This is a genomic window from Mesorhizobium sp. B2-6-2, assembly GCF_006440615.1.
Lineage (GTDB): Bacteria > Pseudomonadota > Alphaproteobacteria > Rhizobiales > Rhizobiaceae > Mesorhizobium.
Genome location: NZ_VFUG01000011.1, coordinates 80,855 through 107,640, shown reverse-complemented (window position 1 = coordinate 107,640; position 26,786 = coordinate 80,855). Strand labels below are relative to the sequence as shown.

The 26,786-nt window shown below is 64.0% G+C and carries 25 protein-coding genes; 10 read left to right on the top strand and 15 right to left on the bottom strand.

All coding sequences use genetic code 11. The features are described from left to right. The first annotated feature begins 45 nt into the window (after positions 1 to 45). Complete coding sequence (locus FJ419_RS20995; protein WP_246679278.1) at positions 46 to 591, top strand: hypothetical protein; 546 nt, start codon at positions 46 to 48, stop codon at positions 589 to 591. Positions 592 to 601: 10 nt separating this feature from the next. Next, positions 602 to 1,021 (top strand): MAPEG family protein, encoded by a 420-nt coding sequence (locus FJ419_RS20990; protein ID WP_140697644.1) that lies wholly within the window; start codon positions 602 to 604, stop codon positions 1,019 to 1,021. 198 nt (positions 1,022 to 1,219) lie between these two features. Here FJ419_RS20990 and rnd read toward each other — a convergent pair whose 3' ends face one another. Together rnd and FJ419_RS20980 are read right to left on the bottom strand one after the other, a co-directional pair. Beyond that, positions 1,220 to 2,371: a ribonuclease D gene (gene rnd / locus FJ419_RS20985; protein ID WP_140697641.1), complete on the bottom strand. Its 1,152-nt coding sequence runs from the start codon at positions 2,369 to 2,371 to the stop codon at positions 1,220 to 1,222. 129 nt (positions 2,372 to 2,500) lie between these two features. Continuing rightward, positions 2,501 to 3,709, bottom strand: coding sequence for an MFS transporter (locus FJ419_RS20980; RefSeq protein WP_140697638.1), 1,209 nt, complete (start codon positions 3,707 to 3,709; stop codon positions 2,501 to 2,503). A gap of 113 nt (positions 3,710 to 3,822) precedes the next feature. Between FJ419_RS20980 and FJ419_RS20975 the strand changes: the two genes are divergently transcribed. After that, on the top strand, positions 3,823 to 4,581 hold the full coding sequence (locus FJ419_RS20975; protein WP_140697635.1) for a DeoR/GlpR family DNA-binding transcription regulator: 759 nt from the start codon (positions 3,823 to 3,825) through the stop codon (positions 4,579 to 4,581). A gap of 121 nt (positions 4,582 to 4,702) precedes the next feature. Beyond that, positions 4,703 to 6,493, top strand: a complete 1,791-nt coding sequence (gene aspS / locus FJ419_RS20970) for an aspartate--tRNA ligase (RefSeq protein ID WP_181170773.1) — start codon at positions 4,703 to 4,705, stop codon at positions 6,491 to 6,493. Positions 6,494 to 6,590: 97 nt separating this feature from the next. Here the strand turns inward: aspS and FJ419_RS20965 are convergent, their stop codons facing one another. After that, the gene (locus FJ419_RS20965; protein ID WP_140697629.1) at positions 6,591 to 7,781 is read right to left on the bottom strand and encodes a hypothetical protein; all 1,191 of its coding nucleotides are present in this window, start codon (positions 7,779 to 7,781) and stop codon (positions 6,591 to 6,593) included. Between the two features lie 416 nt (positions 7,782 to 8,197). Between FJ419_RS20965 and parC the strand changes: the two genes are divergently transcribed. Both parC and FJ419_RS20955 read left to right on the top strand, forming a co-directional pair. Beyond that, positions 8,198 to 10,453 carry a DNA topoisomerase IV subunit A gene (parC, locus tag FJ419_RS20960; RefSeq protein ID WP_140697626.1) on the top strand — a complete coding sequence of 752 codons (2,256 nt, stop codon included), beginning with the start codon at positions 8,198 to 8,200 and terminating at the stop codon, positions 10,451 to 10,453. Positions 10,454 to 10,725: 272 nt separating this feature from the next. Further along, a complete protein-coding gene (locus FJ419_RS20955) occupies positions 10,726 to 11,925 on the top strand; it encodes an AI-2E family transporter (protein ID WP_140541256.1) in 1,200 nt (399 codons plus the stop codon). On the opposite strand, the gene FJ419_RS20950 is transcribed toward FJ419_RS20955, so the two are convergent. From FJ419_RS20950 to FJ419_RS20935, 4 genes are all read right to left on the bottom strand, one after another. Next, on the bottom strand, positions 11,913 to 12,809 hold the full coding sequence (locus FJ419_RS20950; protein WP_140697623.1) for a DMT family transporter: 897 nt from the start codon (positions 12,807 to 12,809) through the stop codon (positions 11,913 to 11,915). The two genes, FJ419_RS20955 and FJ419_RS20950, sit on opposite strands and share 13 nt — an antisense overlap. 123 nt (positions 12,810 to 12,932) lie before the next feature. Next, on the bottom strand, positions 12,933 to 13,697 hold the full coding sequence (locus tag FJ419_RS20945; RefSeq protein ID WP_095767708.1) for an arginyltransferase: 765 nt from the start codon (positions 13,695 to 13,697) through the stop codon (positions 12,933 to 12,935). A 147-nt stretch (positions 13,698 to 13,844) separates the two neighbouring features. After that, the gene (locus FJ419_RS20940; RefSeq protein ID WP_140697620.1) at positions 13,845 to 14,315 is read right to left on the bottom strand and encodes an RDD family protein; all 471 of its coding nucleotides are present in this window, start codon (positions 14,313 to 14,315) and stop codon (positions 13,845 to 13,847) included. A 106-nt stretch (positions 14,316 to 14,421) separates the two neighbouring features. Further along, a complete protein-coding gene (locus FJ419_RS20935; RefSeq protein WP_140697617.1) occupies positions 14,422 to 15,105 on the bottom strand; it encodes an isoprenylcysteine carboxylmethyltransferase family protein in 684 nt (227 codons plus the stop codon). 179 nt (positions 15,106 to 15,284) lie between these two features. Here FJ419_RS20935 and sthA point away from each other — a divergent pair, with 179 nt between their 5' ends. Beyond that, positions 15,285 to 16,673 carry a Si-specific NAD(P)(+) transhydrogenase gene (sthA, locus tag FJ419_RS20930; RefSeq protein WP_140541258.1) on the top strand — a complete coding sequence of 463 codons (1,389 nt, stop codon included), beginning with the start codon at positions 15,285 to 15,287 and terminating at the stop codon, positions 16,671 to 16,673. 37 nt (positions 16,674 to 16,710) lie between these two features. On the opposite strand, the gene FJ419_RS20925 is transcribed toward sthA, so the two are convergent. From FJ419_RS20925 to FJ419_RS20905, 5 genes are all read right to left on the bottom strand, one after another. Then, positions 16,711 to 17,817: a hypothetical protein gene (locus FJ419_RS20925; protein WP_140697614.1), complete on the bottom strand. Its 1,107-nt coding sequence runs from the start codon at positions 17,815 to 17,817 to the stop codon at positions 16,711 to 16,713. Continuing rightward, positions 17,817 to 18,434, bottom strand: coding sequence for a 5-bromo-4-chloroindolyl phosphate hydrolysis family protein (locus tag FJ419_RS20920; protein ID WP_140697611.1), 618 nt, complete (start codon positions 18,432 to 18,434; stop codon positions 17,817 to 17,819). Before FJ419_RS20920 ends, FJ419_RS20925 begins: the two co-directional genes overlap by 1 nt. 8 nt (positions 18,435 to 18,442) lie before the next feature. Continuing rightward, entirely contained in the window at positions 18,443 to 20,014 is a 1,572-nt protein-coding gene (locus FJ419_RS20915; RefSeq protein ID WP_140697608.1) for a substrate-binding domain-containing protein, read from the bottom strand. 120 nt (positions 20,015 to 20,134) lie between these two features. Further along, complete coding sequence (locus tag FJ419_RS20910; RefSeq protein ID WP_140697605.1) at positions 20,135 to 21,214, bottom strand: toxic anion resistance protein; 1,080 nt, start codon at positions 21,212 to 21,214, stop codon at positions 20,135 to 20,137. 135 nt (positions 21,215 to 21,349) lie between these two features. Next, positions 21,350 to 22,015 (bottom strand): alpha/beta hydrolase, encoded by a 666-nt coding sequence (locus FJ419_RS20905; RefSeq protein WP_140697602.1) that lies wholly within the window; start codon positions 22,013 to 22,015, stop codon positions 21,350 to 21,352. Positions 22,016 to 22,215: 200 nt separating this feature from the next. Here FJ419_RS20905 and opgC point away from each other — a divergent pair, with 200 nt between their 5' ends. Then, positions 22,216 to 23,454: an OpgC domain-containing protein gene (gene opgC, locus FJ419_RS20900; RefSeq protein WP_140697599.1), complete on the top strand. Its 1,239-nt coding sequence runs from the start codon at positions 22,216 to 22,218 to the stop codon at positions 23,452 to 23,454. Between the two features lie 49 nt (positions 23,455 to 23,503). On the opposite strand, the gene FJ419_RS20895 is transcribed toward opgC, so the two are convergent. Beyond that, positions 23,504 to 24,583: a LacI family DNA-binding transcriptional regulator gene (locus FJ419_RS20895; protein ID WP_140697596.1), complete on the bottom strand. Its 1,080-nt coding sequence runs from the start codon at positions 24,581 to 24,583 to the stop codon at positions 23,504 to 23,506. Positions 24,584 to 24,697: 114 nt separating this feature from the next. Here FJ419_RS20895 and FJ419_RS20890 point away from each other — a divergent pair, with 114 nt between their 5' ends. Then, a complete protein-coding gene (locus FJ419_RS20890) occupies positions 24,698 to 24,901 on the top strand; it encodes a hypothetical protein (RefSeq protein WP_140697593.1) in 204 nt (67 codons plus the stop codon). A gap of 59 nt (positions 24,902 to 24,960) precedes the next feature. Further along, complete coding sequence (locus tag FJ419_RS31455) at positions 24,961 to 25,092, top strand: hypothetical protein (protein ID WP_281405830.1); 132 nt, start codon at positions 24,961 to 24,963, stop codon at positions 25,090 to 25,092. A gap of 18 nt (positions 25,093 to 25,110) precedes the next feature. Here FJ419_RS31455 and FJ419_RS20885 read toward each other — a convergent pair whose 3' ends face one another. Both FJ419_RS20885 and FJ419_RS20880 read right to left on the bottom strand, forming a co-directional pair. Continuing rightward, entirely contained in the window at positions 25,111 to 25,485 is a 375-nt protein-coding gene (locus FJ419_RS20885) for a DUF423 domain-containing protein (RefSeq protein ID WP_140697590.1), read from the bottom strand. 38 nt (positions 25,486 to 25,523) lie between these two features. Beyond that, positions 25,524 to 26,771: an MFS transporter gene (locus tag FJ419_RS20880; protein ID WP_140697585.1), complete on the bottom strand. Its 1,248-nt coding sequence runs from the start codon at positions 26,769 to 26,771 to the stop codon at positions 25,524 to 25,526. Positions 26,772 to 26,786 lie beyond the last annotated feature (15 nt).

Sequence of the window (26,786 nt, the reverse complement as noted above, 5' to 3'; positions counted from 1 at the left end):
CGGGAGGCCGATCGGTCCGACCGCCAGCGGGGACTGTGGCGTGACTTGAGCGTGGCGGTGCTGCGGCTGTCGCGTCACGCGGCGGCGCTCTCCATCGCCTCGATTGCGCTGTTCCTGGTCATGACGGCGCTGGAGTTTCTCTATTTCCAGCGCTTGAGCGGCGGCCTGGCCTCGCTCGACATGCGCATCGCCGGCTTCACGCCCGACGAAGGCATGGCGTGGCTCACCGCGCTCGGCCGGCGCGGCGGCGAGATCATCATCGTCTGGCACTATTTGACCTTCGATCTTTTGTTCCCTGCGCTACTGTCGCTGACGCTGGTGAGCCTTATCCTCGCCTTCGGGCGGCGACTCAGCACCTTCCGCGCCATGCCGGCGCAGTTGCAGGCCTTGTTCTCGCTGGTGCTGGTGGCGCCTTATGCGGTCGCAGACTACGCCCAGAATTTTGCCATGGCGCGGCTGCTCTCCGATTTCCAGCTTGCCAATCCCGATTCACTGGCCTTCGCCTCTTCGCTGACCGTCAGCAAATTCGCGCTGCTGGCGATCCCGGTCTTCGTCATCGCGGTCTTCGCGCTGGCCGGGCGGCGACGCTGAGGACACGCAGATGCGCCAGACAGCCATCTTCTGGCCGATGCTGGCGCATGTTCTTCTGGTCTATGTCGTCTATCTGGTGATGTTCAAGCGGCGCTATCTCGCCGTGAAGTCGGGCGAGGCCAGGATCGGCCAGTACAAGGTCCGCTCAACCGAGCCGGCCTCGAGCGTCACCGTCGCCAACAACCTGATCAACCAGTTCGAGCTGCCGGTTCTCTTCCACGTGCTCTGTCTGGCGCTGTTCGTCACCAACGGCGTGAACTATCTGACGCTGGCGTTGATGTGGCTGTTCTTAGTCACGCGCTATGTCCACGCCTGGGTGCATCTCGACAGAAACTATGTGCTGCACCGCAGCCGCGCCTTCTTCCTTGGCGCCGGCATACTATTCATCGCCTGGATATGGTTCGCGCTCCACCTGCTCGAGGTGGTGTGAGCTTTCCCTTCTCCCCCTGTGGGAGAAGGTGGCCGCGCAGCGGCCGGACGAGGGGTGTTCCAGCTTGACACGGACTTAAGCCAGCATTGGATGCCGCGATAAGAGATCGCCAGCGTCTCACTCCGCTGGAACACCCCTCATCCGTCCCGGCGCTGCGCGCCGATCCACCTTCTCCCACAAGGGGAGAAGGAAGACGCGCTACAGCTCGAACAACGCGATCCGGCGCTTGTCGAATTTGATGCCGATCTCGCCGCGTACCAGCCTTAGCGCCTGCTCGCCGAAAACGGCGCGCCGCCAGCCCTGCAACGCCGCCACGTCGGCTTCGTCGCCCTCGGCGGCGATGCGGTCGATATCGTCGCTGGAGGCCAGCACCTTGGTGGCCACGCCTTCCCTCTCCGCGACGATCCGGAGCAGCACCTTGAGCAGTTCCGCTGCCGCGCTCGACCCCTCCGGCGGCTGCACGCTTTTCGGCAATTTCGGCATCGCGTCCTTGGGCAGCGCCAGCGCAGCGTTGACCGCACCGAGCAGCGCGGTTGCCGTCGCGGAGCGTTCCCAGCCCTTCGGCGTGGTGCGCAGCTTGCCGAGCGCGGCCGCATCGCGCGGCGCCTGCTGGGCGATCTCGTAGATCGCGTCGTCCTTGAGCACGCGGCCGCGCGGCACGTCGCGCTCGCGCGCCTCGCGCTCGCGCCAGGCCGCCACCGTCTGCACGATCGCCAGCTCCTGCGGTTTGCGCAGCCGCATCTTCAGCCGTTTCCAGGCATCCTCGGGATGCGGATCGTAGGTGTCGCGCGAGGTGAGGACATCCATCTCCTCGTTCAGCCAGTGGCCGCGATTCTCGCGCTTCAGCTCGGCGCTGAGATACTGATAGACCTCGATCAGGTGGGTGACGTCGGCAAGCGCGTATTCGAGTTGCTTGTCGGAGAGCGGCCGGTGCCGCCAGTCGGTGAAGCGCGAGGACTTATCCAGCCGGGCTCCGGTGACCTTCTGCACGAGCTGGTCGTAGGAAACGCTGTCGCCGAAGCCGCAGACCATCGCCGCCACCTGAGTGTCGAACACCGGATGCGGCACCAGATCGCCGAGATGGACGATGATTTCGATGTCCTGGCGCGCCGCGTGAAAAACCTTCAGCACCGCTTCGTTGGCCATGAGCCGGAAAAACGGTTTCAGGTCGATGCCGGGCGACAACGGATCGATAAGCGCCTCAATCCCAGGCGCGGCGATCTGGATCAGGCAAAGGATCGGCCAGAAGGTCGTCTCGCGGATGAATTCGGTATCGACGGTAACGAATTCCGATTTTTCGAACGCCGCGACAACGCTCTCGAGTTCTTCTTGTGTGGTGATGACCTGCATCAAATCGCTTTTGGCACAATATTAGGCCTCTTTCAATTTCAGCCGCGCGCGCATTCGTCAAGCGCCGCGACGTCGTCACGCACCGCTAGTTTCGCGCGATGGCGATATGCGATGGCCCGGCGGGGCGGTTCAGGCCTCGCCGGCCTGCGCCTCCACGCTTGGCCTTGCGGTATCCGCGGCTTCGTCCGATGGCCGTCGGCCAAGCGCGCCGGCTGTGGCCAGGCTGAGCAGGATGAAGGGGATACCGATGCCATAGGCCGAGCGGATGCCCCAGTGGTCCGACACGAAGCCGAGCAGCGGCGGGCCAAGCAGAAAGGCGACGAAGGAGATCTGCGACAGAGCCGCGACATTGATCGCCGCCGGACGGTCTGTGCGCTGCGCCGCAGCCGAGATCGCCAGCGGAAAGATGGCGCTGCTGCCGATGCCCAGAAGCGCAAAGCCCAGCATCGAGATGAAGGGCAGGGGCGAGAAGAAGACGATGGACACGCCGACCGCCATCGTTGCCAGCAGCACGCGCGCTACGCCGCTCGGCGAGTGGCGATCGACAAAACTGTCGGCGAAGAAGCGTGTCGTCGCCTGCGAGAAGGCGAACAGCGCCACGGTGAAGCCGGCAACGAAGGGGCCTGAGTCGAACACTGTGCGCATATAGATGGCGGACCAGTCCATGCTGGCGCCTTCCATCAGCATTGCCGACAGTGTCACCGCGACGAGGATGAGGATCGGCAGCGTCGGACGGGCGAATACCGGCGGCTTGTCGCCGGTCGCGGCGAAACGGGCAGGCGCGGGTTCGAAGCCGCCCAGGAACAGCGCCATCGCAACCGCCACTGTCGGTACCACCAGCGCCAGATGCAGTTGCGGCGACAGGCCGAGATGCGCCAGCGCGCCGCCGAACAGGCCGGCGCCGAAGAAGCCGATGCTCCAGAACGAATGCGCCCGGTTCATGATGCGGCGCTTGAGCAGGAACTCGGTCCTGTCCGCCTCGACATTCAAAATGATCTCGATGCTGCCGATCATCAATCCGACCGGGAGCAGCATCAGGAACAGGGCCGCGGGGCCCGACGCATGCACCGCGACGGCATAGGCGAAGCCAAGCAGCTGCACCAGCCACAGCAGCGCGCGGCGGAAGCCGACGCGCTCCAGGATCGGCGTCGCCAGCGTCAGCGCGATCAGAGTGCCGATCGGCGTCCCGATCAGAGCGAGACCGAGCGTGCCGTCCTCGATCTGCATGGTCCGCTTGATATCGGGCAGCCGCGGAAAGATATTGCCCATGGCAAAGGAATAGATCGCGAAGCCGGCATAGACGCGGTGCTGGGGGGCGAGTTTCAGGCCAAAGGTCATCAGGCAAATCCGATAAGGAGATTTTGGCGGCGGCTCTCAAGCTGCCGGCGACTCTGTTTCTTGCATGAACAGGCAAAACATGCAATAACGTGCACAAATAAACAGGATCGTGCATGCTCACCGAAGAACGCCACCAACTCATTCGCGACCGGCTTGCGGCCGACGGAAAAGTGCTGGCCGGCGAGCTCGCCAGCCGTTTCGGCGTGTCGGAGGACACTGTGCGCCGCGATCTGAGGGAACTGGCGAAGGCCGGGCAGCTGCGTCGCGTTTATGGCGGCGCTGTCCCGTCGGGGCCCTTTGCAGCCGCGCCGCTCAGCCAGCGCAGCCGTCATGCAGTCGAGGAAAAAACCCGGCTCGCCAAGGCGGCTGTTGCGTTGCTCGGCCCGGGGCAGTCGCTGTTCATCGACGGCGGCACGACCAACGAGGCGATCGCCCGGGCGATCCCGCGCGATATGGAGCTGACCGTCGCCACCAATTCGCTGGGCGTCGCCGCGGCTCTGACGGACCTTCCCCTGGTCGAGCTGATCGTGCTCGGCGGTCGCTATGTACCCGATCTCGGCACCTGCGTCGGGACCGATACGCTCGCCGCCGTGGCGCAGCTCGGCGCCGATCTGTTTTTTCTGGGCTCCTGCGGGCTGGATGTCGCGCGCGGCGTCACCGCCTTCGATTCGGCCGAAGCCGAGGTGAAACGCGCCATGGCGAAAAACAGTGCCGGCATCGTCATCGCCGTCACCAACGACAAGCTCGCCACCGCCGCGCCCTATCGCGTGGCGGGGGCGGATGCGATCCGCCATCTCGTGGTGGAAAGGACCGCACCTGCTGCCACGCTCGCCGATTTCCAAAGTCGGGGTGTGCAAGTCCACTTTGCCTGAACGGTCGCAGCGGCGCGCCTGTGTGACCGCTTGCCTTGACAAAGCCGGCCTCTCATGCGCTTTTCGCGCCAATTTTCGAGCCGGGCCGGCGCCCGCAATTTCCGGACTTTACCCCATGACCATGCATCGTTACCGCAGCCACACCTGTGCCCAGTTGAGAAAGAGCGACGTCGGCAATTCCGTCCGCCTGTCGGGCTGGGTGCATCGCGTGCGCGACCATGGCGGGCTGCTCTTCATCGATCTTCGCGACCATTACGGCCTGACCCAGATCGTCGCCGATCCGGATTCGCCGGCCTTCAAGGTCGCCGAGACCTTGCGCGGCGAATGGGTGATCCGCGTCGACGGCGAGGTCAAGGCGCGGCTGCCGGAAACCGTCAATCCGAACCTGCCGACCGGCGAGATCGAGATTTTCGCGCGCGAGATCGAAGTGCTGTCGGCCGCCAAGGAACTGCCGCTGCCGGTGTTCGGCGAGCCGGATTACCCCGAAGACATCCGTCTGAAATACCGCTTCCTCGATCTGCGCCGCGAGACGCTGCACAAGAACATCGTCGCGCGCACCAAGATCATCGCCGAGATGCGCAAGCGCATGGGTGAGGTCGGCTTCACCGAGTTTTCGACGCCGATCCTCACCGCCTCCTCGCCGGAAGGCGCGCGCGACTTCCTGGTGCCGTCGCGCATCCATCCCGGCACCTTCTACGCGCTGCCGCAGGCGCCGCAGCAATACAAGCAGCTGATCATGGTCTCCGGCTTCGACCGCTATTTCCAGATCGCGCCCTGCTTCCGCGACGAGGATCCGCGCGCCGACCGCCTGCCTGGCGAATTCTACCAGCTCGACCTCGAGATGAGCTTCGTCGAGCAGGACGATGTGCTCTCTACCATGGCGCCGGTGATGACCTCCGTCTTCGAGGCTTTCGCCAATGGCAAGCCCGTCACCAAGGAATGGCCGCGCATCCCCTATGATGTTGCCATGCGCAAATACGGCACCGACAAGCCGGACCTGCGCAACCCGATCGTGATGCAGGCGGTTTCCGATCATTTCCGCGATTCCGGCTTCAAGGTCTTCGCCAACATCCTGGCCAACGATCCGAAAGCCGAGGTGTGGGCCATCCCGGCAAAGACCGGTGGCAGCCGCGCCTTCTGCGACCGCATGAATTCCTGGGCGCAGGGCGAGGGGCAGCCTGGCCTCGGCTACATCTTCTGGCGCAAGGAAGGCGAAAAACTCGAAGGCGCCGGTCCGCTCGCCAAGAACATCGGCGAGGAGCGCACCGAGGCGATCCGCCTCCAGCTCGGCCTTGCCGACGGAGACGCTGCCTTCTTCGTCGCCGGCGACCCGAAGAAGTTCGTCTCCTTTGCCGGTGCGGCGCGCACCCGAGCCGGCGAGGAATTGAACCTCGTCGACCGCGACCGCTTCGAGCTCTGCTGGATCGTCGACTTCCCGTTCTTCGAATGGAACGAGGACGAGAAGAAGATCGACTTCGCCCACAATCCGTTCTCGATGCCGCAGGGCGGCATTGACGCCCTGACCAACCAGGAACCGCTCGGCATCAAGGCCTTCCAGTACGATGCGGTCTGCAACGGCTTCGAGATCGCCTCGGGCGGCATCCGCAACCATCTGCCGGAAACCATGGTCAAGGCCTTCGAGATGGTCGGTCTGGATCGGCAGACGGTCGAGGATCGCTTTGGCGGCCTCTACCGTGCCTTCCAGTATGGTGCGCCGCCGCATGGCGGAGCGGCATTCGGCATCGACCGCGTCGTCATGCTTTTGGTTGGCGCCAAGAACCTGCGCGAAATCACCATGTTCCCGATGAACCAGCAGGCCTACGACCTGTTGATGAACGCGCCTTCGGAAGCGACCCCGCAGCAGCTGCGCGAGCTGTCGCTGCGCGTCGCCGCGGCGAAGAAGGAAGGCTAAAAGCCGTAGCCAGGATATTCTTTTCGCTACAAGAATCGCCTTCAACAAGAAAAGCCCGGCATCGCTGCCGGGCTTTTCTTTCGAGCTGACTGTCCGATCAGTCCTGGTTCGCCTTGACCTTGACGCCGAGCGTCTTCGGCAGGTCGAGCGGGTTGGACATGGCGCCGGCCATGATCAGCGCGAACGGCACCGACGACGGCGGCTCGGCCGAGATTTCCAGGCTCTTTGGATTGTCGAGGAAGGTGTTGACCGCCGCCGAGACTTCCGCCGTCAGCTCGGGATTGTTGAGCTGCGCCATGCCGAACGGCACGATCGCCTTGGCCTGGTTGGCGACGTCCTTGGCCGACATGCCCTGCTGCTTGCCGACATAGTCGAGCACCTTGCCGGTGAGCGAATCGTCCTCGAAGCGCACCGATGCGCCGTTGAAGGAAAGCTGCTGCATCAGGCCGAGCATGGCCATGCCTTGCGCGGAATTGTCGGCGCCTTCCGGCTGGGCGGCGAGCTTCTTCTGCATTTCCTGCATCGACTTGATGAAGTCGAGCGTGTAGCCGCCGAGGTTAAAGGTCATGCCGAGCGTGCCGGCATTCTCGACCGAGATGTCATATTTCGACAGCTCCATCTTGCCGTCGCTCGGCTGCCAGGTGCCGGCCATCGCGATGTTGCCCGAGATGTTCTGGTAGCCGAGCGCGTCGATCGCTTCCTTGGACTTGGGATCGTCGACCAGCGACAGGTCGGCGGTGAATTTTTCGGTGTTGGCGGTAAAGTCCATCGCCTTGCCGTCGGCCGGCGGGGTGATCTGGACGGCAAGCCCGTCCATCGCGAAAGCCGTCTTGTCGCCGACCTTGACTGTCATGTTGGAGAGTTCCGCCGACTTGTACATCATCAGCGAGCCGAGCGGATCGATGCCGCCTTCGGCCGGGACCTTCATGTCGTGGACGACCACCGGGCTGAGATTGAGCGTCACGCCGTCCTTGCTGTGCTCGAAAGGCGAGGTCGAGAGGGTTGCGATCTCATAGCCGCCATTGGCTTCGCTGACTCCTTCCAGCTTCACGTCGCCGATCGGCAGCGCTTCCTTCTCGGCCGCCGGCTTGATGGAAACACCTTGCAGGACGGCGTTCGAATCGTCGCCGGAGACGCCTGTCCAGGAAATCTCGACGCCCTGGGCGGCAAGGGCCGCCTTGATGCGCTCGGCCACCGCCGGATCGGCGGCGAAGGCCGAATTGAGCGGCAGCGTCAGCAGAAAGGTCGAAAAGGCCAATTTCTTGAGTGTTGAGCGTTGGATTGTCATGGCGAGTTCCCTGTCCTGATTGGCTATTGTGAAATTATTTTTGACATCTGCTCCATCACCATTCCGTGACGAACGGGACGGGAAAAAGGCATTTCCGGCCCCATTTGTCGAAAACGGCGATGAAAAGCAAACGCCGGTCGGCAGCTATTGCCCGATGCGGTGAATTTGTCATGAAGACCGCGGCTTTCCTCCGCCAGCGCGTTGCATTGCCAGATAGCGGCCGCATGTAACGGATTGATGTTGGCCGGCGTTGTATTGCCGACTAAGCCTATTGCAGATCGGCGGCAAATTGCAGCCCCCGCGGCGCCGCTTCCGTGAAGTCCTTCACACCGCCGGCTGCATGTCTATGCCGCGGCGAATGCGCCGACGTTCACGCGGCGCTTGCCGCGAATCACCCGCTCGGCTAGTCCAAATCCATGGGAAAAAGGCTTTTGCCGCCTGATGACAATGGCGGCGGCGATAAAATCGAACCGGTCGATCTGAAGGAAGCGCTTGAGCGGCGCTACCTCGCTTACGCGCTATCGACCATCATGCACCGGGCGCTGCCGGATGTGCGCGACGGACTGAAGCCGGTCCATCGCCGCATCATGCATGCCATGCGGCTGCTCAGGCTCAACCCCGATCTGGGCTTCGCCAAATGCGCCCGCATCGTCGGCGACGTGATGGGCAAGTTCCATCCGCATGGCGACCAGTCGATCTACGACGCCCTGGTGCGCCTCGCGCAGGATTTCTCGATGCGCTACCCGCTGGTCGACGGGCAGGGCAATTTCGGCAACATCGACGGCGATAACGCCGCGGCGATGCGCTACACCGAAGCGCGCATGACCGAGGTGGCGAGCGAGCTGCTTGCCGGCATCACCGAGGACGCGGTCGATTTTCGGCCGACCTACAATGAAGAGGACGAGGAGCCGTCCGTCCTGCCGGGCGCTTTCCCCAACCTGCTCGCCAACGGCTCGTCGGGCATTGCCGTCGGCATGGCGACCTCGATCCCGCCGCACAATGCCGCCGAGCTTTGCGACGCAGCGCTCCATCTGATCGAGCATCCCGAAGCGCCGGTGGCGAAGTTGATGGATTTCGTCCAGGGGCCGGATTTCCCGACGGGCGGCATCATCGTCGACAGCCGCGCCTCGATCCTCGAAGCCTATGAGACGGGCCGCGGCGGCTTCCGCGTGCGCTCCAAATGGGGCCAGGAGGACCAGGGCAGGGGCACCTGGAGCATCGTCGTCACCGAGATCCCCTATGGCGTGCAGAAGGCCAGGCTGATCGAGAAGATCGCCGAGCTTTTGATGGCACGCAAGCTGCCGCTGCTCGAAGACATCCGCGACGAGAGTGCGGAGGACATTCGCATCGTGCTGGTGCCGAAGAGCCGCACCGTCGATCCCGGCATCCTGATGGAATCGCTGTTCAAGCTCACCGAGCTCGAAAGCCGCTTCCCGCTCAACATGAATGTGCTGTCGCGCGGCAAGGTGCCGAACGTGCTGTCGTTGAAGGGCGTGCTGAAGGAGTGGCTCGACCACCGCCGCGAGGTTTTGATCCGCCGTTCGAAATATCGACTCGGCGAGATCGAGAAGCGGCTGGAAATCCTCGCCGGCTACCTGATCGCCTATCTCAACATCGACGAGGTCATCAGGATCATCCGCGAGGAGGATGAGCCCAAGGAGGTGATGATGGCCCGCTGGTCGCTCACCGACAACCAGGCCGAAGCCATCCTCAACATGCGCCTGCGCGCCTTGCGCAAGCTCGAAGAGATCGAGATCCGCAAGGAATTCGACGGCCTCACCGCCGAGAAGAAGCAGATCGAGGCCCTGCTGGCTTCCGACGCCAAGCAATGGTCGACGATCAAGTGGGAAGTCAGCAAGGTCCGCGACACGTTCGGTCCGCAGACCGAGCTCGGCAAGCGTCGCACCCAGTTTGCCGATGCGCCCGAGCACGACTTGACCGACATCGCGCATGCAATGATCGAGCGCGAGCCGGTCACCGTCGTTGTGTCGGAAAAGGGCTGGCTGCGCGCCATGAAGGGCCACCTGACCGACCATTCGCAGCTCACCTTCAAGGAAGGCGACAGCCTGAAGCTCGCCTTCCATGCCCAGACCACGGACAAGATCCTGGTCTTCACCACCGGCGGCAAGTTCTACACCATCGGCGCCGATCGGCTGCCGGGCGGGCGCGGCCATGGCGAGCCGATCCGCATCATCGTCGACATGGAGAACGACCAGGACATCGTCACTGCCTTTGTCCATGATCCCAAACGCAAGCTGCTGCTCGTCTCATACGACGCCAACGGTTTCGTCGTTTCGGAGGAGGAGGTCGTCGCCAACACCCGCAAGGGCAAGCAGGTGATGAACGTCAAGGCGCCGGACGAGGCCAAGCGCTGCATTCCGGTTTCGGGCGACCATCTCGCCATCGTCGGCGAGAACCGCAAGTTGCTGGTCTTTCCGCTGGCCGAAATCCCGGAAATGGCGCGCGGCAAGGGTGTGCGGCTGCAGAAATACAAGGACGGCGGCGTGCTGGACCTGAAGACCTTCACCCTGGCGACGGGGCTCTCCTGGCAGGATTCGGCCGATCGCACTTTCACCAAGTCGCGCGAGGAGCTGGCCGAGTGGATCGGAGCCCGCGCCGCCGCCGGCCGCATGGTGCCGAAGGGTTTCCCCAGGACGGGGAAATTCGGGTGAAGCAGCTGATCTCCCCCCTTGTGGGGGAGATGGCCGGCAGGCCAGAGGGGGGCGCTGTCCCGCCGGCCTCTCGATTCTGGGTCGAGCGGCCTCAGCCGTTTTCGTCAAGACAGATTCTGAAAGGTAGCGTTCCTTCGCGCCCCCCTCTGTCCTGCCGGACATCTCCCCCACGAGGGGGGAGATTAGCCAATCATTTGGACTATCGTCACGATTGCTGCACTATGATGGTGCATAAGCATCCATCGAACCATCAGGCAGGGAGCAACGCCGGATTGAAGCGCGCCGAGATCCAGAAGCCGGGGCAGCGACTGTTCGGCCTGTCGACGCCGCTCAGGGCGGCCGTCATCCCGCCGCTGTCGGCGGCGCGTTGGCTCCTGGTGCTGATCGTCGCCGCCGGCGTCTATTTCTTTCACGGCTTCCTGTTCCCGGTGCTGGCGGCGCTTGTCATCGCCTTCGCCAGCTGGCCGCTCTACCGCCGGTTGCTCGTTGGCGTTGGTGGCAACCGCACGGTCGGCGCGACCTTGGCGATCCTTTTCATCCTCACCTTCCTGGTGGTGCCGATCGCACTTGCCGGCACCTATGCCATCAATGAGCTGCGCGAGTGGGTCACCTGGGCGATCGAGACCAATCGCCACGGCGCGGTGACACCAGGCTGGATCGCCACCATGCCGGTGGTCGGCGAATGGCTGAACGAGCAGTGGACGGCCTATCTCGGCCACCCCGGCGGCATTGGCGAGTTGATCCAGCTGATCAGCGGCTCCAATATCGGCAGCATCTACCGAGGCGCCTTGGCCGCCGGCGGCAGCGCCTTCAGCCTGATGCTGACGCTTCTGTTCATGATGATCGCGCTGTTCTTCGCCTATCGCGACGGCGAGGCTTTCGCGGCCCAGATCGATCGCCTCGGCGAACGCATCCTGCCGACGCGCTGGGAGCGTATCTCGCGTGTCGTGCCGGCAACCATTTCCTCGACCGTGACGGGCATGACCATCATCGCCATCGGCGAGGGCCTGGTGCTCGGCATCGCCTATTGGCTGGCCGGCGTGCCGTCGCCGGTGACGCTCGGCGCGCTCACCGGCATCATGGCGCTGATCCCGGGCGGTGCGCCGCTCTCCTTCACCCTGGTGTCGATCTACCTCGCCGCCAGCGGCAAGCTTTTCGCTGGCACGGCGCTGTTCATCTGGGGCGCGGTCGAGCTCTTCATCGTCGACAAGACCTTGCGGCCCAAGCTCGTCGGCGGCCCGATCAAGCTGCCCTTCCTGCCGACCTTTTTCGGCCTGATCGGCGGCGTCAAGACGATGGGTTTTCTTGGCCTGTTCATCGGCCCGGTGTTGATGGCGCTGCTCGTCGCCATCTGGCGCGAATGGCTACGCGAGGTCGAGATCATGGACGAGCTTCCGCCTGTCGCCGACGAGGCCGGCGCGCCGCCGCAGATCGAGGCGGCGGCCGAGCCGAGGAAAGTTCAGGCCGGGTGAACCACGGCAAGCGCGGCGCGGCGCTTGCGACCCTCATGCAATTGCCAGAGCGAATGCGCGACCAACGTCACGGTCAGGATCGTGCCGCCGATCAGGCTGTTGCGCGTCGGCGCCTCGGCGAAGATCAGCCAGACCCAGACCGGCGCCAGCACGGTTTCCAGCAGATAGAACATCGCCACCTCCGGGCCCGAAATGTATTTCGGGCCGTTGGCAAGGCAGAAGAACGAGATCGGCATGATCACGGCGCCGTTGAAGACGATCCACCACGGCGCGTTCACGTGAACGCCTTCGCCTGAAACCATGAAGACGGCGAGCGCCAGCGGCAGGATGACGCCGACCAGCGCGGTGAAGCCCATGTCCTTGCCGCTGGCGCGCGAAATGGTGATGGCGAGGGCGACGAAGAAGGTCGAGCAAAGCGCCATGAAATCGCCGAATAGATGCCCGGTGCCGACGGAGCCGCCGACGATGATCAGCACGCCGAAGATCATCGCCAGCATGGCGATGACGGTTGCAGGCCGCGGTCTTTCCTTGAGGAAGAGCCATGACAGCAGCGCCGCGAACACGGTGTTGAAGGCCAGGATGAAGACGAGGTCGGCCGTCGAGGTGTGATAGACGGCCGTGACGAAGCATATCCCGGTCATGCCGTAGCAAAAGGCCACGGCAAGTCCCGACCAGCCCGGGATGAGCCGGGGTGCGTTCCGGTCGAACGACCGCCAGACGGTCCACACCACCAGCCCGGCCAGCAAGGTGGTGGCGGTGCGCAACATCATGATCGTCCAGGGTGTGCCGTCGGCGAGCCGGATCAGCGGTATGTCGACGGTCAGTGTGAGGCCGCCTATGGCGGTGATCAGGAGGCCTTTCTGGTGATCGGTATGGGTGGACACTTGGGCATCTCGCAAACAATCTTGAGGAGGCGCACAGCGGCCATGCCGCGGTCCGCCCAGCCTGAGGGCGAAAGACCGGCGTCCTCCTCCTTGAAACAGCTTAAGGATGAAGCGTGGGGCGGTTCAGCGACTGACCGCTTCGTGGTCGTAGCGTTCCCAGCCTTTCGGGCCGAGATGCTCCTGCGGCATGAAGCGCATCTTATAATTCATCTTGCGCGAGCCGTTGACCCAGTAGCCGAGATAGACGTGGGGCAGTCCCATCGCCTTGGCGCGGGCGATGTGATCGAGGATCATGAAGGTGCCGAGCGAGCGGTCCTCGAAGTCGGGATTGAAGTAGGAATAGACCATCGACAGGCCATCGGCCATCTTGTCGGTGAGCGCGACGGCTATCAGCTCGCCATGGCCCTTGCCGGTGATGAACGTGTCGGGGCCGCGACGCCGGTATTCGATGATCTTGGTGTCGACATGCGTGTCTTCCACCATCATCGCATAGTCGAGCACGGTCATGTCCGACATGCCGCCGCGGCGATGCCGGGCGTCGAGATAGCTGCGGAAGAGCGAGTATTGCTCGGTCGAGGGCTGCGCGTCATGCATGGCGCCGACGAGGTCGGCATTGTGCTGGATGACGCGGCGCATGTTGCGGCTGGGGCTGAATTCCTGTGCCAGGATGCGGACCGACACACAGGCGCGGCACGATTCGCAGGCCGGACGGTAGGCGATGTTCTGCGAGCGTCGGAAGCCGCCTTGCGTGAGCAGGTCGTTCATCTCCGGCGCCTTGTCGCCGACAAGGTGCGTGAACACCTTGCGCTCGAACTGTCCCTCCAGATAGGGGCACGGCGACGGCGCGGTCAGGAAGAACTGCGGCGACTGGGTCGGATGCTGCGTCATCTAATCTTGGAAACGCTCCTGCGAATCGCCCTACCTTTGGCCCGGTCGCCGAAAAATTCAACAGGATTATGCTGCCGCGATGGCCTTGGCCTGTTCATATTTAAGCACAGGCGACGCGGCGGCTTGATGCGCGCGGCCGTGAAATCGTCAGATATCGGTGCGGGTTACCACGGTGCCGAGCAGCAGGTCGTGCAGCGTGCGCTTGCGGTCGGAGAACAGCGTGACCAGAAGCACCAGCGGCGTCAGGATGACGTTGCCGGCCCAGAACAGCACCGAGTGCACCACGGCCGTCATGCCGTCGATGCGGCTGCCGTCGAGCTTCTCCAGGCGAATGCCCATGATCTTCATGCCGGTCGTCGCCTGGTCGCGGCTGCCCAGCGTGTTCCAGATGTAGAGGATGGCGACCATCGGCACCAGCACCGAAAACAGCGCCCAGCCGAGGCCGAAGGTCAACAGGCCGAGAATGGCCACCAGAATGGCGAAGGGAATGGTCAGCAGCGCGACGAAGAAATAGTCGAGCAGGAAGGCGAAAATGCGCTTTGTCCGCACCCCGCGATAGGCGCGGGTGTCTTCGAACCTGGTCGTGATGATCTCGCCGTCCAATACGCGTGCGCTCATATCCGTTCCTCGATCACAGCACCCCCATGGGAATGCCTGCCGCCTTTTCAAATGGTGAAGTCGGCCTGGAATTCAAGGAACGTGCCCGTCACCGCCGGGCGCGATGTCAGAAGATGCCGGGACAGAGCCTGTAGCGAACCCGCCCGAGATAGTCGCGATACTCCTCAGTCAGCGCCAGGATGCGCTCCTCGCGCAGGATGCGATGGACCTGGAACAGCGTGATGATCGCGTAGACGGTGAAATTGTAGAGCGAGAAGCTCGAAAGCAGGAACAGGATGTGCCCCGCCAGATAGCCGGCATAGATCGGGTGCCGCACGAAGCGGTAGGCGCCGCCGGTGACGACGCCGCGATTGGCAGGCAGGATGGCGAAGGAGCGGCCAAGCGACATCTTGCCCCAGATCACCAGCCATAGCGCCAGGAATTGCAGCGGTGCCGCGATATAGAGCGGGATGATGGCGATGCCGTCCTGGAGCGATATGAAACCCGAGCCGAAACCGGCCGTCAGCGAGATGAATACCGTGAAAGGGCTCCAGTCGCGGACAATCGGTCGGCGCGCCAGCAGCAGCCAGGTAAAAGTCAGCACATCGGAGATCATGAGCAGCAGGATGTTCAGCCGGCCCGGATCGATGACCAGATGGTACGCGCCGCGATAGACGAAGACCGCGGCGACGGCCAGCGCGATGAAACGGAACAGGCCTTCGCGCAGGTCGGTGAGAACCGCGCTGCTCTGAAGGCCGGACCAGAAACCGGTCTCTGCGCCAGGCAGCGCATCGCTTTTGGAAATCGCCAACTCTGTTGCCCCGGTGGTCCCCTCGACATGGACAATTGCACGCAAGCCTTGCCGTCCGGTTAAGGTTTCGCATGCTTTTGGTTGCGTCGGCGGATTCGCCTGCCGAGGGAATGGTGTTGCCTGTTGAACATGACATTCTTCCCGGTCTAGCTTGCTGCGGCGCACAAAGGGGACGGGACATGGACTACGACATGCTGGTCATCGGCAGCGGCCCTTCGGGGCGCCGCGCCGCGGTGCAATCGGCCAAGCTCGGCAAGTCGGTGCTGGTGGTCGACAGGGGCCGGCGCCTGGGCGGCGTCTCGGTGCATACCGGCACCATCCCGTCGAAGACGCTGCGCGAGACGGTGCTCAACCTCTCGGGCTGGCGCGAACGCGGTTTCTACGGACGCGGCTACCGGGTCAAGCAGGACATTTCGATCTCGGATCTGGTCGACCGGCTGCACAAGACCCTCGATCATGAGGTCGAGGTGCTGCAGCACCAGTTCATGCGCAACACGGTGAAGAGCGCGCGCGCCGCGGTGAAGTTCCTCACGCCGAACAAGGTCAGCCTGACCGCCGACAATGGCGACTACAGCGAAGTCGGATTCGCCAACGCGCTGATCGCCGTCGGCACCAGGCCGCACCGCCCGGCCGACGTGCCCTTCGACAAGAAGCGCGTCTTCGACAGCGACGAGATGCTGGAGCTCCATCACCTGCCGCGCACGCTGACGGTGATCGGCGCCGGCGTCATCGGCGTCGAATACGCCACCATCTTTTCCGCCCTCGACGTGCCGGTGACACTGGTCGAGCCGCGCAACACCATCCTCGACTTCATCGATCGCGAGATCGTCGACGACTTCATCCACCAGATGCGCGACCGCGGCATGACCATCCGGCTGGGCAGCACGGTGAAGGAGATCGCCTCGAAGCCCGACCACGCCGAAGTGACGCTGGCCGACGGCCGCACCATCCGCTCCGAGATGGTGCTCTACGCCGCCGGTCGTACCGGCAACGTCGCCAGCCTCGGCCTCGACACGGTCGGCATCGAGGCCGACGCCCGCGGCCGCATCAAGGTCGATCCGCATACCTTCCAGACCACGGTTTCAAACATCTATGCTTCCGGCGATGTCATCGGCTTCCCCAGCCTGGCTTCGACGTCGATGGAGCAGGGCCGGGTGGCGGCTTGCCACGCCTTCGGGGTTCATCTGCCGCCGCCGCCGGAGAGCTTTCCCTATGGCATCTACGCCGTGCCGGAGATTTCGACGGTCGGCCTGTCGGAAGAGCAGGTGCGCGACAGCGGCGCAGCCTATGAGGTCGGCTTGGCGCGCTTCCGCGAGACCTCGCGCGGCCACATCATGGGCGTCTCAAGCGGTTTCCTAAAGCTGTTGTTCTCGGTCGAGACGCGCCGCCTGCTCGGCGCCCACATCGTCGGCGAGGGCGCCACCGAGCTCATCCATATCGGCCAGGCCGTGATCAATCTCGGCGGCACGGTCGACTTCTTCGTCAACAACACCTTCAATTACCCGACACTGGCCGAGGCCTACAAGATCGCGGGTTTGGATGCATGGAACCGGATGGGGCAGGGGTGAGGGGATTGGCGCTGCGGAATCCGGCCAGGCCGGCCGGCTAACCTTCCATCTGCGACAGCAGCGAAAGCATCACGTCGGCCGAAGGCATCGGCAGCACCGCCTCGATCTCGGCCGGCCGCACGCCGGCGATGGCATCCGCATCGCCCGCCACGGTGCCGAGCGGTCCGCGGAACCCGTGCTTCGACCAAGCGAGTTGCTGCAGCTTCGGGCTGGTCAGCGCTTCGAGCAGCGGATCGACCGCCGGATCGATGACGATCAGCGGATGCGCCGAATAGACGGTAGGACGCGGGTAGAGGATTTCCGGCTTGGCGCCGGCGCCGGCCTGCACGCGCTGCCAGCGCGCCGGGTCGGCGAGCGCCCATTCCACCAACTGGTTCTCGTAGCCCACCGCCATCGGCTCGGCGCCGAGGCCGCCGGCGATATACTGGTCGAACAGCTTGCCCGACGAGGACGATTTCAGGCCCATGCTGCGGAAGATTGACTTTGCCTCCTCGCGATGCCGGGCAAACAGCTCCTGCGTCGCCACGTCGCCGCTCAGCAGGCTGAGCACCAGCCCTGCGAACATGAAGCCGGAATTGGAGCGGTTGGGATCGGTGGACACGATGCGGGCGCGGCCGTAGAGCTCGGAGATGCCCAGATCCGACCAGTTCTTGCCGGCAAGAATGGCATCGAGAAGCGCCTTGAGGTCGAGCTGGTTGTAGCCGCCCTTGGCCGCGACGGTCACCAGGCCGCTCTTCTTCAGGCCTTCGACCACCGGTCCCCAGGTGTAGACGACGATAGGCGAATTGAGCACGACCTGGTCGTTGCGGATCGAGACGCCGCTCTTGCGTGCGAGATCGACCATGATAGACGAGGACGGCCACAGGAATTGCGGCTTCTGCGTCAAGAGCGCCGGCTCGCGCACCATCTCGACCGAACCGGCGACACGGGCGTCGAGCTCCAGTCCGTAGCCGCCCAGCGCGCTGGCGACATCGGGGTCGGCAAGGAAAGCCTGCTTCTCGCCGCCGACGAAGCCGAACAGATGCGCGCGGTTGCCGAGATAGCCGCGGAATTCCGGCCGGTCCTTGAGCGTCAGATAGCCGCCCGTTCCGGCCGCGGCGGCGGCAAGCAGTCCCAGTCCGAAAGCGCGGCGAGAAAGGGCCATCAGCGACCGATATCCTCTTTCAGCGACTCCTGGATGAGTCGAAGGTCAACGTCGAGCGTGCCAAGCTCGGAGTCTGCCTGGCTGTCGGCATAGTGGACGAAGGCGTCCTGCAGCTTGGTGATCACCGCGCCGATGGTGGCAAGCCGTTGCTGGCTTGGCGCGCGGCGATCGGCAAGCGCGGCATAGCCTTCCGCGACTTCCGCCGCCTGCGGCACGTAATAGGTCAGGAAGCGCCGGACGGAAGCAGCGCTCGCCGGCCTCGCCTCGACCTTGGATATGACGTCGGTGGCGATGTCGGACAGGTTTCTCACCTTGGCCTTCATATCCTTGTCAGCGATCGAGCCGGCCGCCGCCGCCAGCCGGTCGGCCGCCGGCTGCGCCTGCGCCAGCAATTCGCGCGCGAACGCCACCTGGCCGCCGCCGATCGAGCGCAGGTCGAGCCCTTCGAACAGCTGGCGCGGCGCCAGCACGAAGATCAATCCGGCAAAGACCAGAACCGAGATCACGGCCGAGACCAGGAAGGGGAAGTGGGTGAGCGTGCTGAGACCGATCAGCAGCGCGGCCGATACCAGCCCCGCCACGATCCAATTCCAGTCATTGCCGAACAAACCGCGCATCGTTGGCCTTAGTTGTAGCCGCGCGCGGCGCGGAAGGCACCGGCAAGGTCGCCGCCGCCCTCGAAGACCCGCGCCGAGGTCGCTTTGGCCAGACTGTCGAGCTGGCTCTTGTCGGCGTCGCCGAAAGTGATGCCGAACACCGGCACCCGTACCGCCGCCTGGCGCCACTCAGCCAAAAACGGCTCGGCGCTGCCGTCGGTGCGGCCGTCGGTCATGATGACGATGGCCGGCAGGTATTTCGGCATATCCGGGGTGGCCAGGATCTTCTGCAGCGCTTGCGAGGCGCAGGCGTACATGTCCGTGCCGCCGCCGGCGCGCTGCTGCGCCACGTCACCGAGCAGCTGGCTCTGGCCCGCCGGATCGCCTGTCGCGTCGAAAATGTCGCGCACGGTGCTGTCGAAGGGCAGCACGAAGATGTGGTCGGACCGCGTCCATTGCACCAGCACTTCGCTCGATTTTTCCGGCGTGAACAGGAACTGCGCGGCCGCCTGCAGCTGCTTTTCGCCCTGGTCCTCCATCGAGCCCGAGAAATCGAAGCACAGCGCCGTCAGTGACGGCTTGCGCAGCGCCTCCTGATAGAGGTTTAGCGCCGTCCGGATTACCGGCGGCTCCGGCATGCGGATCGAGGTCACCAGCTTGCCGGGATCGAAATTCCAGTCGGGTTCGGCCGTCGCCTGAGCCGCGGCGCCGCCCAGCGGCAGCCGCCGGCCGGTGTCGGCGATGCGCTTGCGCACCGCTTCCGACTGCAGATAGGCGAGCAGGTTGGTGAAGAATTTTTCGACGTCGGCGCCGCGCCCGTGATCGATGAAGCCGAGTGGGGAATCGCCTACCGCCACGCCATCGGCCGGATAGACCGCGTAGAGCGGCTCGTCGCCCATCTGCTTCAGTTTGTCGTTGGTTTCTTTCAGCGTCGCCTCGTAATTCCACATCGCGTCATAGAGCGTGCCCTTGCGCGCGGAATCGACATAGAGGTCGGCCAGCCAGCCCGAAGAACCCGAAGAGCGCTCGACGCCTTGCAGCAGCGCGCCGACGGTGTCGTGGACGGCGGGGCTGTCGAGGTCGCCGGGCTGGATCACTTCCTTGCCGACAAGCGCGCTGGAGAGCATCGCCAGATAGGCGCTGGCGCCGGAATTGGACTGCGTGGCCGAAGTCATCAGGAATTTGAGCTTGCCGTCCTTCACCGCGGCAAGGATGTCCTTCATGAACACGTCCTTGCCAATCCAGCCGAGTTCGGCGGCCTTGGATTTGCGCACGCCGAGGATGACCGGCATCTGCGCGATCGAAGTGAGGTTGCGGACCTTGCGGCCGGAATCGAACAGATCGACCCAGACGCTCGATGCCGGCCAGACCGCGTCCTGATCGAGCCCGCTGGCCTTCTGCAGTCCGAGGCCGATGTCGAGCGAGCCCTGGTAGGAGATGGTGCAGGTCGCGCCCTGCTTGGCGCAGAATTCCTGCACGATCGGCTCCAGCACCGTGTTTTCGGAACCGGAGACGATCGAGAATTTGACGTTGCTCGAATTGCAGGCCGCCAGCAGCAGTGCGGCCGCCAGCGCAAGAACGGACGAAAGCTTCATTGGCATCGAGGCTCCGTCAGCCCTGGAGCCGGACGATTTCAGGTCCACTCGACCTGAAATCGTCCGGCTCCAAATCAAAGAGATTGAGCATGATGTCGTCCGAAAACCGCTTCACACTTTTCGGCATCATGCTCCGGTGAGCGCTTTCTTGAGGTCGGCGGTCATCTGGTCCATCTGCTTTTCGGCATCGGCCCGCCTCTGCCGGCCTTGCTCCTGCACCTTGAGCACGCCCTGCACCGTGTCGATCAGGTCGCGGTTGGCCTGGGCCAGCGTCTCGACATCGACGATGCCGCGCTGCGCCTGCTCCTCGATGGAGATGGCCTGATCCTTCATCATCTTCGATGTCTGGCGGATCATCTCGTTGGTGGCGTCGGTCACTGTCTTTTGCAACTCCAGCGCCGACTTCTGGTTGGTCAGCCCGAGCAGGATGACCATCTTCTGTTTCCAGGCCGGCACGGTCAGCGCCGAGGTGGCCTGCAGGTTCTCGATCAGCGTCTCGTCACCCGACTGCACGATGCGGATCTGCGGCAATTGCTGGATGCCGAGCTGGCGCGCCTGCACAAAATAGAAGATGCGCTTTTCCAGCCGGTCGAGTGCCTGCACGGCGTCCTGATAGGTCTGCGCCTCCAGCGCTCCGGCAGAGTCGCTGGCCTTGGCGTCGGCCGCGGCTTTCAGCTTCGGCAGCTCGTTGGCGCGGTATTCATCGACGAATTTCTTGCCGGCCTGCACATAGGCGTCGAGATTGAGGATGGAGTCCTTGGTCTGCTCATGCAGGTCGTCGAGCACGGCGATATCGCGGCGCAGCGTGTCCTTGTGGCGGTCGAGCTCGAGGCCGATGCGGTCGATCTGCCCGGCGACGTCCTCATATTTTTCCTTGAAGCGCTCGAGCCGTGCCTTGAACGAGGAGAACAGGTTGCTCAAGAACCCTGCTTCCTTCAGCGAAGCAGGGTCGAGGTTCTTGGCCTTCATGATGATGTCGGTCAGCAGCGTGCCGGTGTCGCCGAGATCGCGGTTGCGAATCTGCGACAGGATCTTGTCGGCATAGTCGCTGACCGCCTGCTGGGCACGGTCGCCGAAGACCGAAATCGCCGCGCGGTCGCGAATATCGATGCCGCCTTCAATCCTGGCGACCTCGCCCGGGCTGGCGGCAATGGCGGGCAACTTCGAAGTGTCGTCGAGCAGAGTGATGCTGTTCTCGTCGGCCATTGAGACCTCCCCCTCGGTGAACAGTATCTCGATAGACAGTGTGTGACAGACATATGACAGTAGGGCGGTATGCTGCCTTGGAGTGTGACGTGCCTCACATTTTCAGCTCTTACCTGCGAGAGGCTGGCGCGCGATTCAGGCAGCCGGGGCAGGCGCTGCCAGCCATTGCCGCAGGATCGCGGCGTCCGCATCGCCAAACTCATGGCCCGAGGCGACGATGCGCGCGTCAACCTCGGCTTGGCGTTCGCTGAACAGTGTCACCAGGGCAGGGGCGAAAGGGCCATAGGTCTGGTCGGCCGCCCCGGCAATGATCAACACGCGGCTGCCGCCGAGTTTGGCCATTGGCGACATGTCGAGCACCGGCATCGCCCTCAACAGCGCTGCCTGTCTGACAATGCCGGGATGGAGCAGCATCAGGCTGGAGACGACATTGGCGCCGTTCGAATAGCCAAGGAAGGTCGCGCGTTGCAGATCGAGCCCATGTTGGCGTGACACTTCCGTTGCGAACTCGGCATAGGCGGCCGTCTCGGCACGGATGGAGGTTTGCTCGAAACTGGTCGGCGTGATTCGCTCGAACCAGCGAAATCCGTCCTCCTGTGGAATGCGGCCGCGCGCCGCGACGATCACTGAACGGGGCGCGATCTGCCTTGCCAGCGGCAGCATCGTCGTCTCATCGACACCCGACCCGTGCAGCACGAACAGGCACTGGCCGCTTGCGTTTGCCGGCCTCAGCAGACGGTAAGGGAAGGTGAGGTCCTTGCGCAGGATACTGTTTTTCTCGCTATATTCGGAAGCGCTCATATCCATTTGATTCCATGAGAGATTCGTTGATTTGCCGGCTTCAAAACGGAATATTTTCGCGCTCCGCGAAAGTTGATTGAACCAGGCGCAATTCGGGCCGTTTTTCCGCCGATACACTCCCCCGTGGGAGGAATCGAAGCGGTGCGCCCCGGGGGTCGCATTTGCTGGCTATGAACAACCAGCTTTGAGGCCTTTTGTCGATGACCACCCCTGTTCCCAACGACCGCGATAAGCGTGTCGGAGAGCGCGATACGCGCATCAACGACCGTGACACACGTATCAATGATCGTGACACGCGTATCGACGTGCTGCGCGCGCTCGCGCTGCTCACAATTTTCGTCGACCATGTGCCTGGCACCGTCTTCGAGAACTGGACCTACAAGAATTTCGGCTTCTCCGACGCGGCGGAAGCCTTCGTGCTGATTTCCGGCATCTCGGTGGCGCTGGCTTACGGCACGAAGTTCAAGCCTGGCGGCCGGTTGCTCGCGACCTTGAAGATGTGGCGGCGCGCCGGGGTGCTCTACATCTCTCATATCGTCATCACGATGGCGGTGATCGCGCTGTTTTGCGCCGCCGCGCTGTTCGCGCACCGGCCGGAAATGCTGGCGATGATCAACATCGAACCCTTGATGCGCAACACGCCGCAGGCGCTGCTCGGCATCGTCACGCTCGGCCATCAGCTCGGCTACAACAACATCTTGCCGGTCTATGCGGCGCTGCTTTTGGCGGCGCCTGCGTTCGTGCTGTTCGTCAGCTATCGGCCGGTGCCGGCGCTGATCGCGTCCGGCCTGCTGTGGCTCGTCGCCGGCATCTGGCAGATCGCGCCGCCGAACTATCCGGAGCCCGGCCTCTGGTTCCTCAACCCGCTGTCCTGGCAGTTCCTGTTCAACATCGGCCTTGCCGCCATGCTACATGTGAAGCGCGGCGGGCGCATCCCGGTCAATCCGTGGCTGCTGGGTGCCGCCGGCCTCTATGTGGTCGGCGCAGCGATCTGGGTGCACACGCCGCTCTGGGGTCAGATCACCTGGTTCAACCTGCCGGTGGTGATCGGCGGCTTCGACAAGACCTTCCTGTCGCTGCCGCGGCTCTTGCACATTCTTGCGGTCAGCTATCTGATCGTCGCGCTGCCGGCGGTCTCCAACCTCTTCCGCGTCCGGCCCGACAATCCGATCGCGATCCTGGGCAAGCGCTCGCTGCCGGTGTTCATCGCCGGCACGCTGCTTGCCATGGCGGCGCAGGTGCTGAAGCTGATCAATCCGGGAGGCTTGGCCTACGATACGCTGCTGATCGCAGCCGGCATCGCCATGCAGCTCGCGCTCGCGCTTTATCTCGAATGGCTTGCGAGCCTCGGCTCATCCCGCGCCAAGCCGGTGCGCGAGGAGCCTGCGCGTGCGACATTCGGCGTGCAGCCGCTGCCGGCGCGGGCGGGCGGCTATTAACCGCAGGGCAAGGAAATGCCTGTGATCTATCCGAATTGCCTGAGCCCGCTCAGGCTTTCGGTGCCGGCCCGGTCGAACCTCTGACGACGAACTCGACGCCCATCGTCTCGCGCCGGACCGCGCCGTCATGATCGAGGATCATGCGCGCGGCGCGTCGGCCGATCTCGGTGATCGGCTGGGCGATGGTGGTCAGCGGCGGCGTGCTCAGCGCGCCGTCCGGCACGCCGTCAAAGCCGACAATGGATACATCGCCGGGAACGTTGAGGCCGCGTGCCCTCAGCCAGTCGATGGCGATCAGGGCCATGCGGTCCGACATCGCCAGGATGGCGGTCGGCGGTTCGCCGCTGGCGAAGATCGCCTCGAGGCCGGCCCTGGTGCTTTTCTCCTCGTTCTCGGTCTCATAGACCGGGATAGTCGCCGTATCGATGCCGAAGCGGGAAAGCTCATCGAAATAGCCGGCAAGACGATCGCGCGTGCCGGTATAGACCGCGCTGCGCACCACTTCCGGAGTCGCGAAGCCGGTTCGGTTGTCGGCGAAGCCCAGCGACAGGACAGCGAAGCGGCGATGGCCGAGTTCGGCGAGATGGCGCGCGGCGAGCCTGGCGCCGGCGACATTGTCGACGCCGATGGCCGATACGGTCTCGTCCTGGAAGCCGAGCTCCAGCGCAACGAAGGGCAACCTGCGCTCGCGCGTCAGATCGACAAGACGCGAGCCGCCTTCGATGCAGAACAGCACAAAGCCGTCGACAAGCGCGCTCTGAATGTTCCAGGCGAGCTTTTCCTGATTGGCGGCCGAGACCAGCGCGATGCCCGCGCCGGTGGCGTCGCAGGCTTCGGAAATGCCAGCCATCATCACGCGGGCGAACGGATCGTCGAAGAAGTAGGAGAGCGGCTCGGTGGTGGCAACGCCGATGGCGTTGACCTTGCCGGCGCGCAGCAGGCGACCTTTCGGGTCCGGACCGGCATAACCCATCTGCTCCGCCACCGCCTTGACCCGCTCGCGCACTTCGGCACGCACGATCTCGGGGCGGCTGAAAACATTCGAGGCCGTGCCATGCGAGACGCCGGCGGCCTTGGCGATGTCGGCCAGCCTGATCGGTCTTGCCTGGCCTTCGAGGAGTGAGGCCATGTCGTTCCTCCGAATCCGGTCACGGGAAGAACATGACCGCTGAATTGCTGCTGGTCATCTAACATTTTTGTTGGATCGATTCAAATTTCGCTTGACGTCGCATGATCGAGGCCTATGATTGAATCGATCCAAGTCATCCGCTTTTTGATGGAGCGGTTCCAACAGGAGGGTGTCATGCATCCGGTGAGTTACTTGTTCGAGGACATCTACGCCAACGACTGGGGCATCGCCTCGGCCGCCATTAGCCAGAAGCGGCGCGGCAGAGCGGGTCCCTGGCGCCGCGAGCTCCGCTTCCTCGTGAAGCGCAAGCGCGGCTGAACCGCGGCAATTTTCCGCATCTATGTATTGGATCGATTCAACTTTGAGGAGAAACAGTCATGCATCCGATTGGTCATCTGTTTCAGGACATCTACCGCAACTATTGGGGCATCACGCGCGGAACCGAGCAGCCCGAGCGGCGCCGCGCCAACGACCTGGCTGCACGCAAGGCCAAGAGGCGCGCCGGTTAAAAACGCTCGCCGGAATACCTACGGTCGAGGACGCCACAGCGCCGAGACGGCAATCGCTACCCAGCCGGCAATCAGCAGGGTACCGCCGATCGGCGCCGACATCGGGAACAGCCGCGAGCCGAGAAAGTCGCGGGCGAGCAGATCGCCGCAGAACAGAAGCAGGCCCGCGAGCAGGACGAGGCTGGCGATCTTGAGGCAGTGGTTGCCGCCGGCAAGGCCGATGGCAAGGAACGCCGGCGCATGCATCAGCAGGAAATTGGCCGCCGTGCCGGTGAAGACGCCGCCGCGATGCGCGGCCGCCGCCGACAGCGCCACGCCGGCCGCGCCGACGAGGCCGGCTGCCAGCACGAGGACGCGGCTCCCGCCGTCTGATGTGTGCCCGGTAAGGCTCATCTTGGATGCTCCATGCTACGGTCAGGTAGAGGCGTCGGTTAGGATTCGCCGGCTTCGAGCAGCATATGCCGCGCCCGGCGCGACTGGACAGTCCAGTTGTAGACCGCGCCGATCGCCATCAGCACTGCTGTGCCTAGAAACACCGAGCGCATGCCGAAATGTCCGCCGACGAAGCCGCCGGATATCGGTCCTGCGACCTGGCCGACATATTGCGCCGAGATCGCGAGGCCAAGCACATTGCCGCCGATCCCGTCAGGGATGTTGTGGCGGATCACGCTGGTGATGCAGGGCAACAGCCCGCCCAGCGCCAAGCCCATCAGGAAGCGCAGGCCGATCAATTGCCAGCCGTTGGTGACGAAGGCTTGCGGAATGAGCAGCAATGCCGAGACCGCCAGCGCGCCGACCACGACGTTCCAGTGGCCGACGCGGTCGGCGAGTTTTCCCAGCCAGGATGAGGACAGGATCGTGCCGAGCGCCGCCGCGGACATGACGACGCCTGCGACCATGGTCACCTTGCCCTGGTCCTCGACGAGCTGCTGCACATAGACGGTGATGATCGGCTCGATCGACATGGTGGCGAAGGCTAGCAGCATGCCGGTGGCCAGCATGGCGACGATCGGCCGCTTGTCGGGGATCTGCGACCAGCCGCTTTTCGGCGCCGCCGTCGAAGCGGGCTTGGGCGCCGGCGGATTCTCCTTGATCAGGAAAGTCGTCGCCAGGAATGCCAGGAAGATGACGCCGCCGGACAGCAGGAAGGTCGCGCGGATGCCGATCAGCGGCGGCAGCAGACCGCCGAGCAGCGGTCCGACCAGCGAGCCCGCCGTGATGCCCGCCGCCAGCACGCCCAGCGCCCAGCCGGAGCGCTCCTTGGGCGTCTGCATCGCCACCAGGATTGTCGAGCCCGAGGAATAGCCGCCGGCAAAACCGATCAGCAACCGAAGCAGCACCAGCTGCCAGACGCTCTCGACCATGCCGGTCAGCGACATGCAGATCGCCATGCCGAACGAAGCGCGCACCAGCATCAGCTTGCGGCCGTAGCGGTCGCCCAGCCGTCCCCACAAAGGCGCGACCAGCGCGGCCGCGAAGAAGGTCGCGCCATAGGCGATGCCCGACCACTGCACGATCGCCGCGTGGCCTTCGGCGCCGAGCTGCTCGACGTAAAGCGGCAGGAACGGAAGAAGCAGCGTCATGGCGACAAGCGTGCTGAACGAGCCGGCGAAGCAGACGGCGAGATTGCGTCGCCAATGAATGTTGAAGCCGCTCTGTTCGGATTCCTGGGGCGTCATGTCATGCGTGCCAAC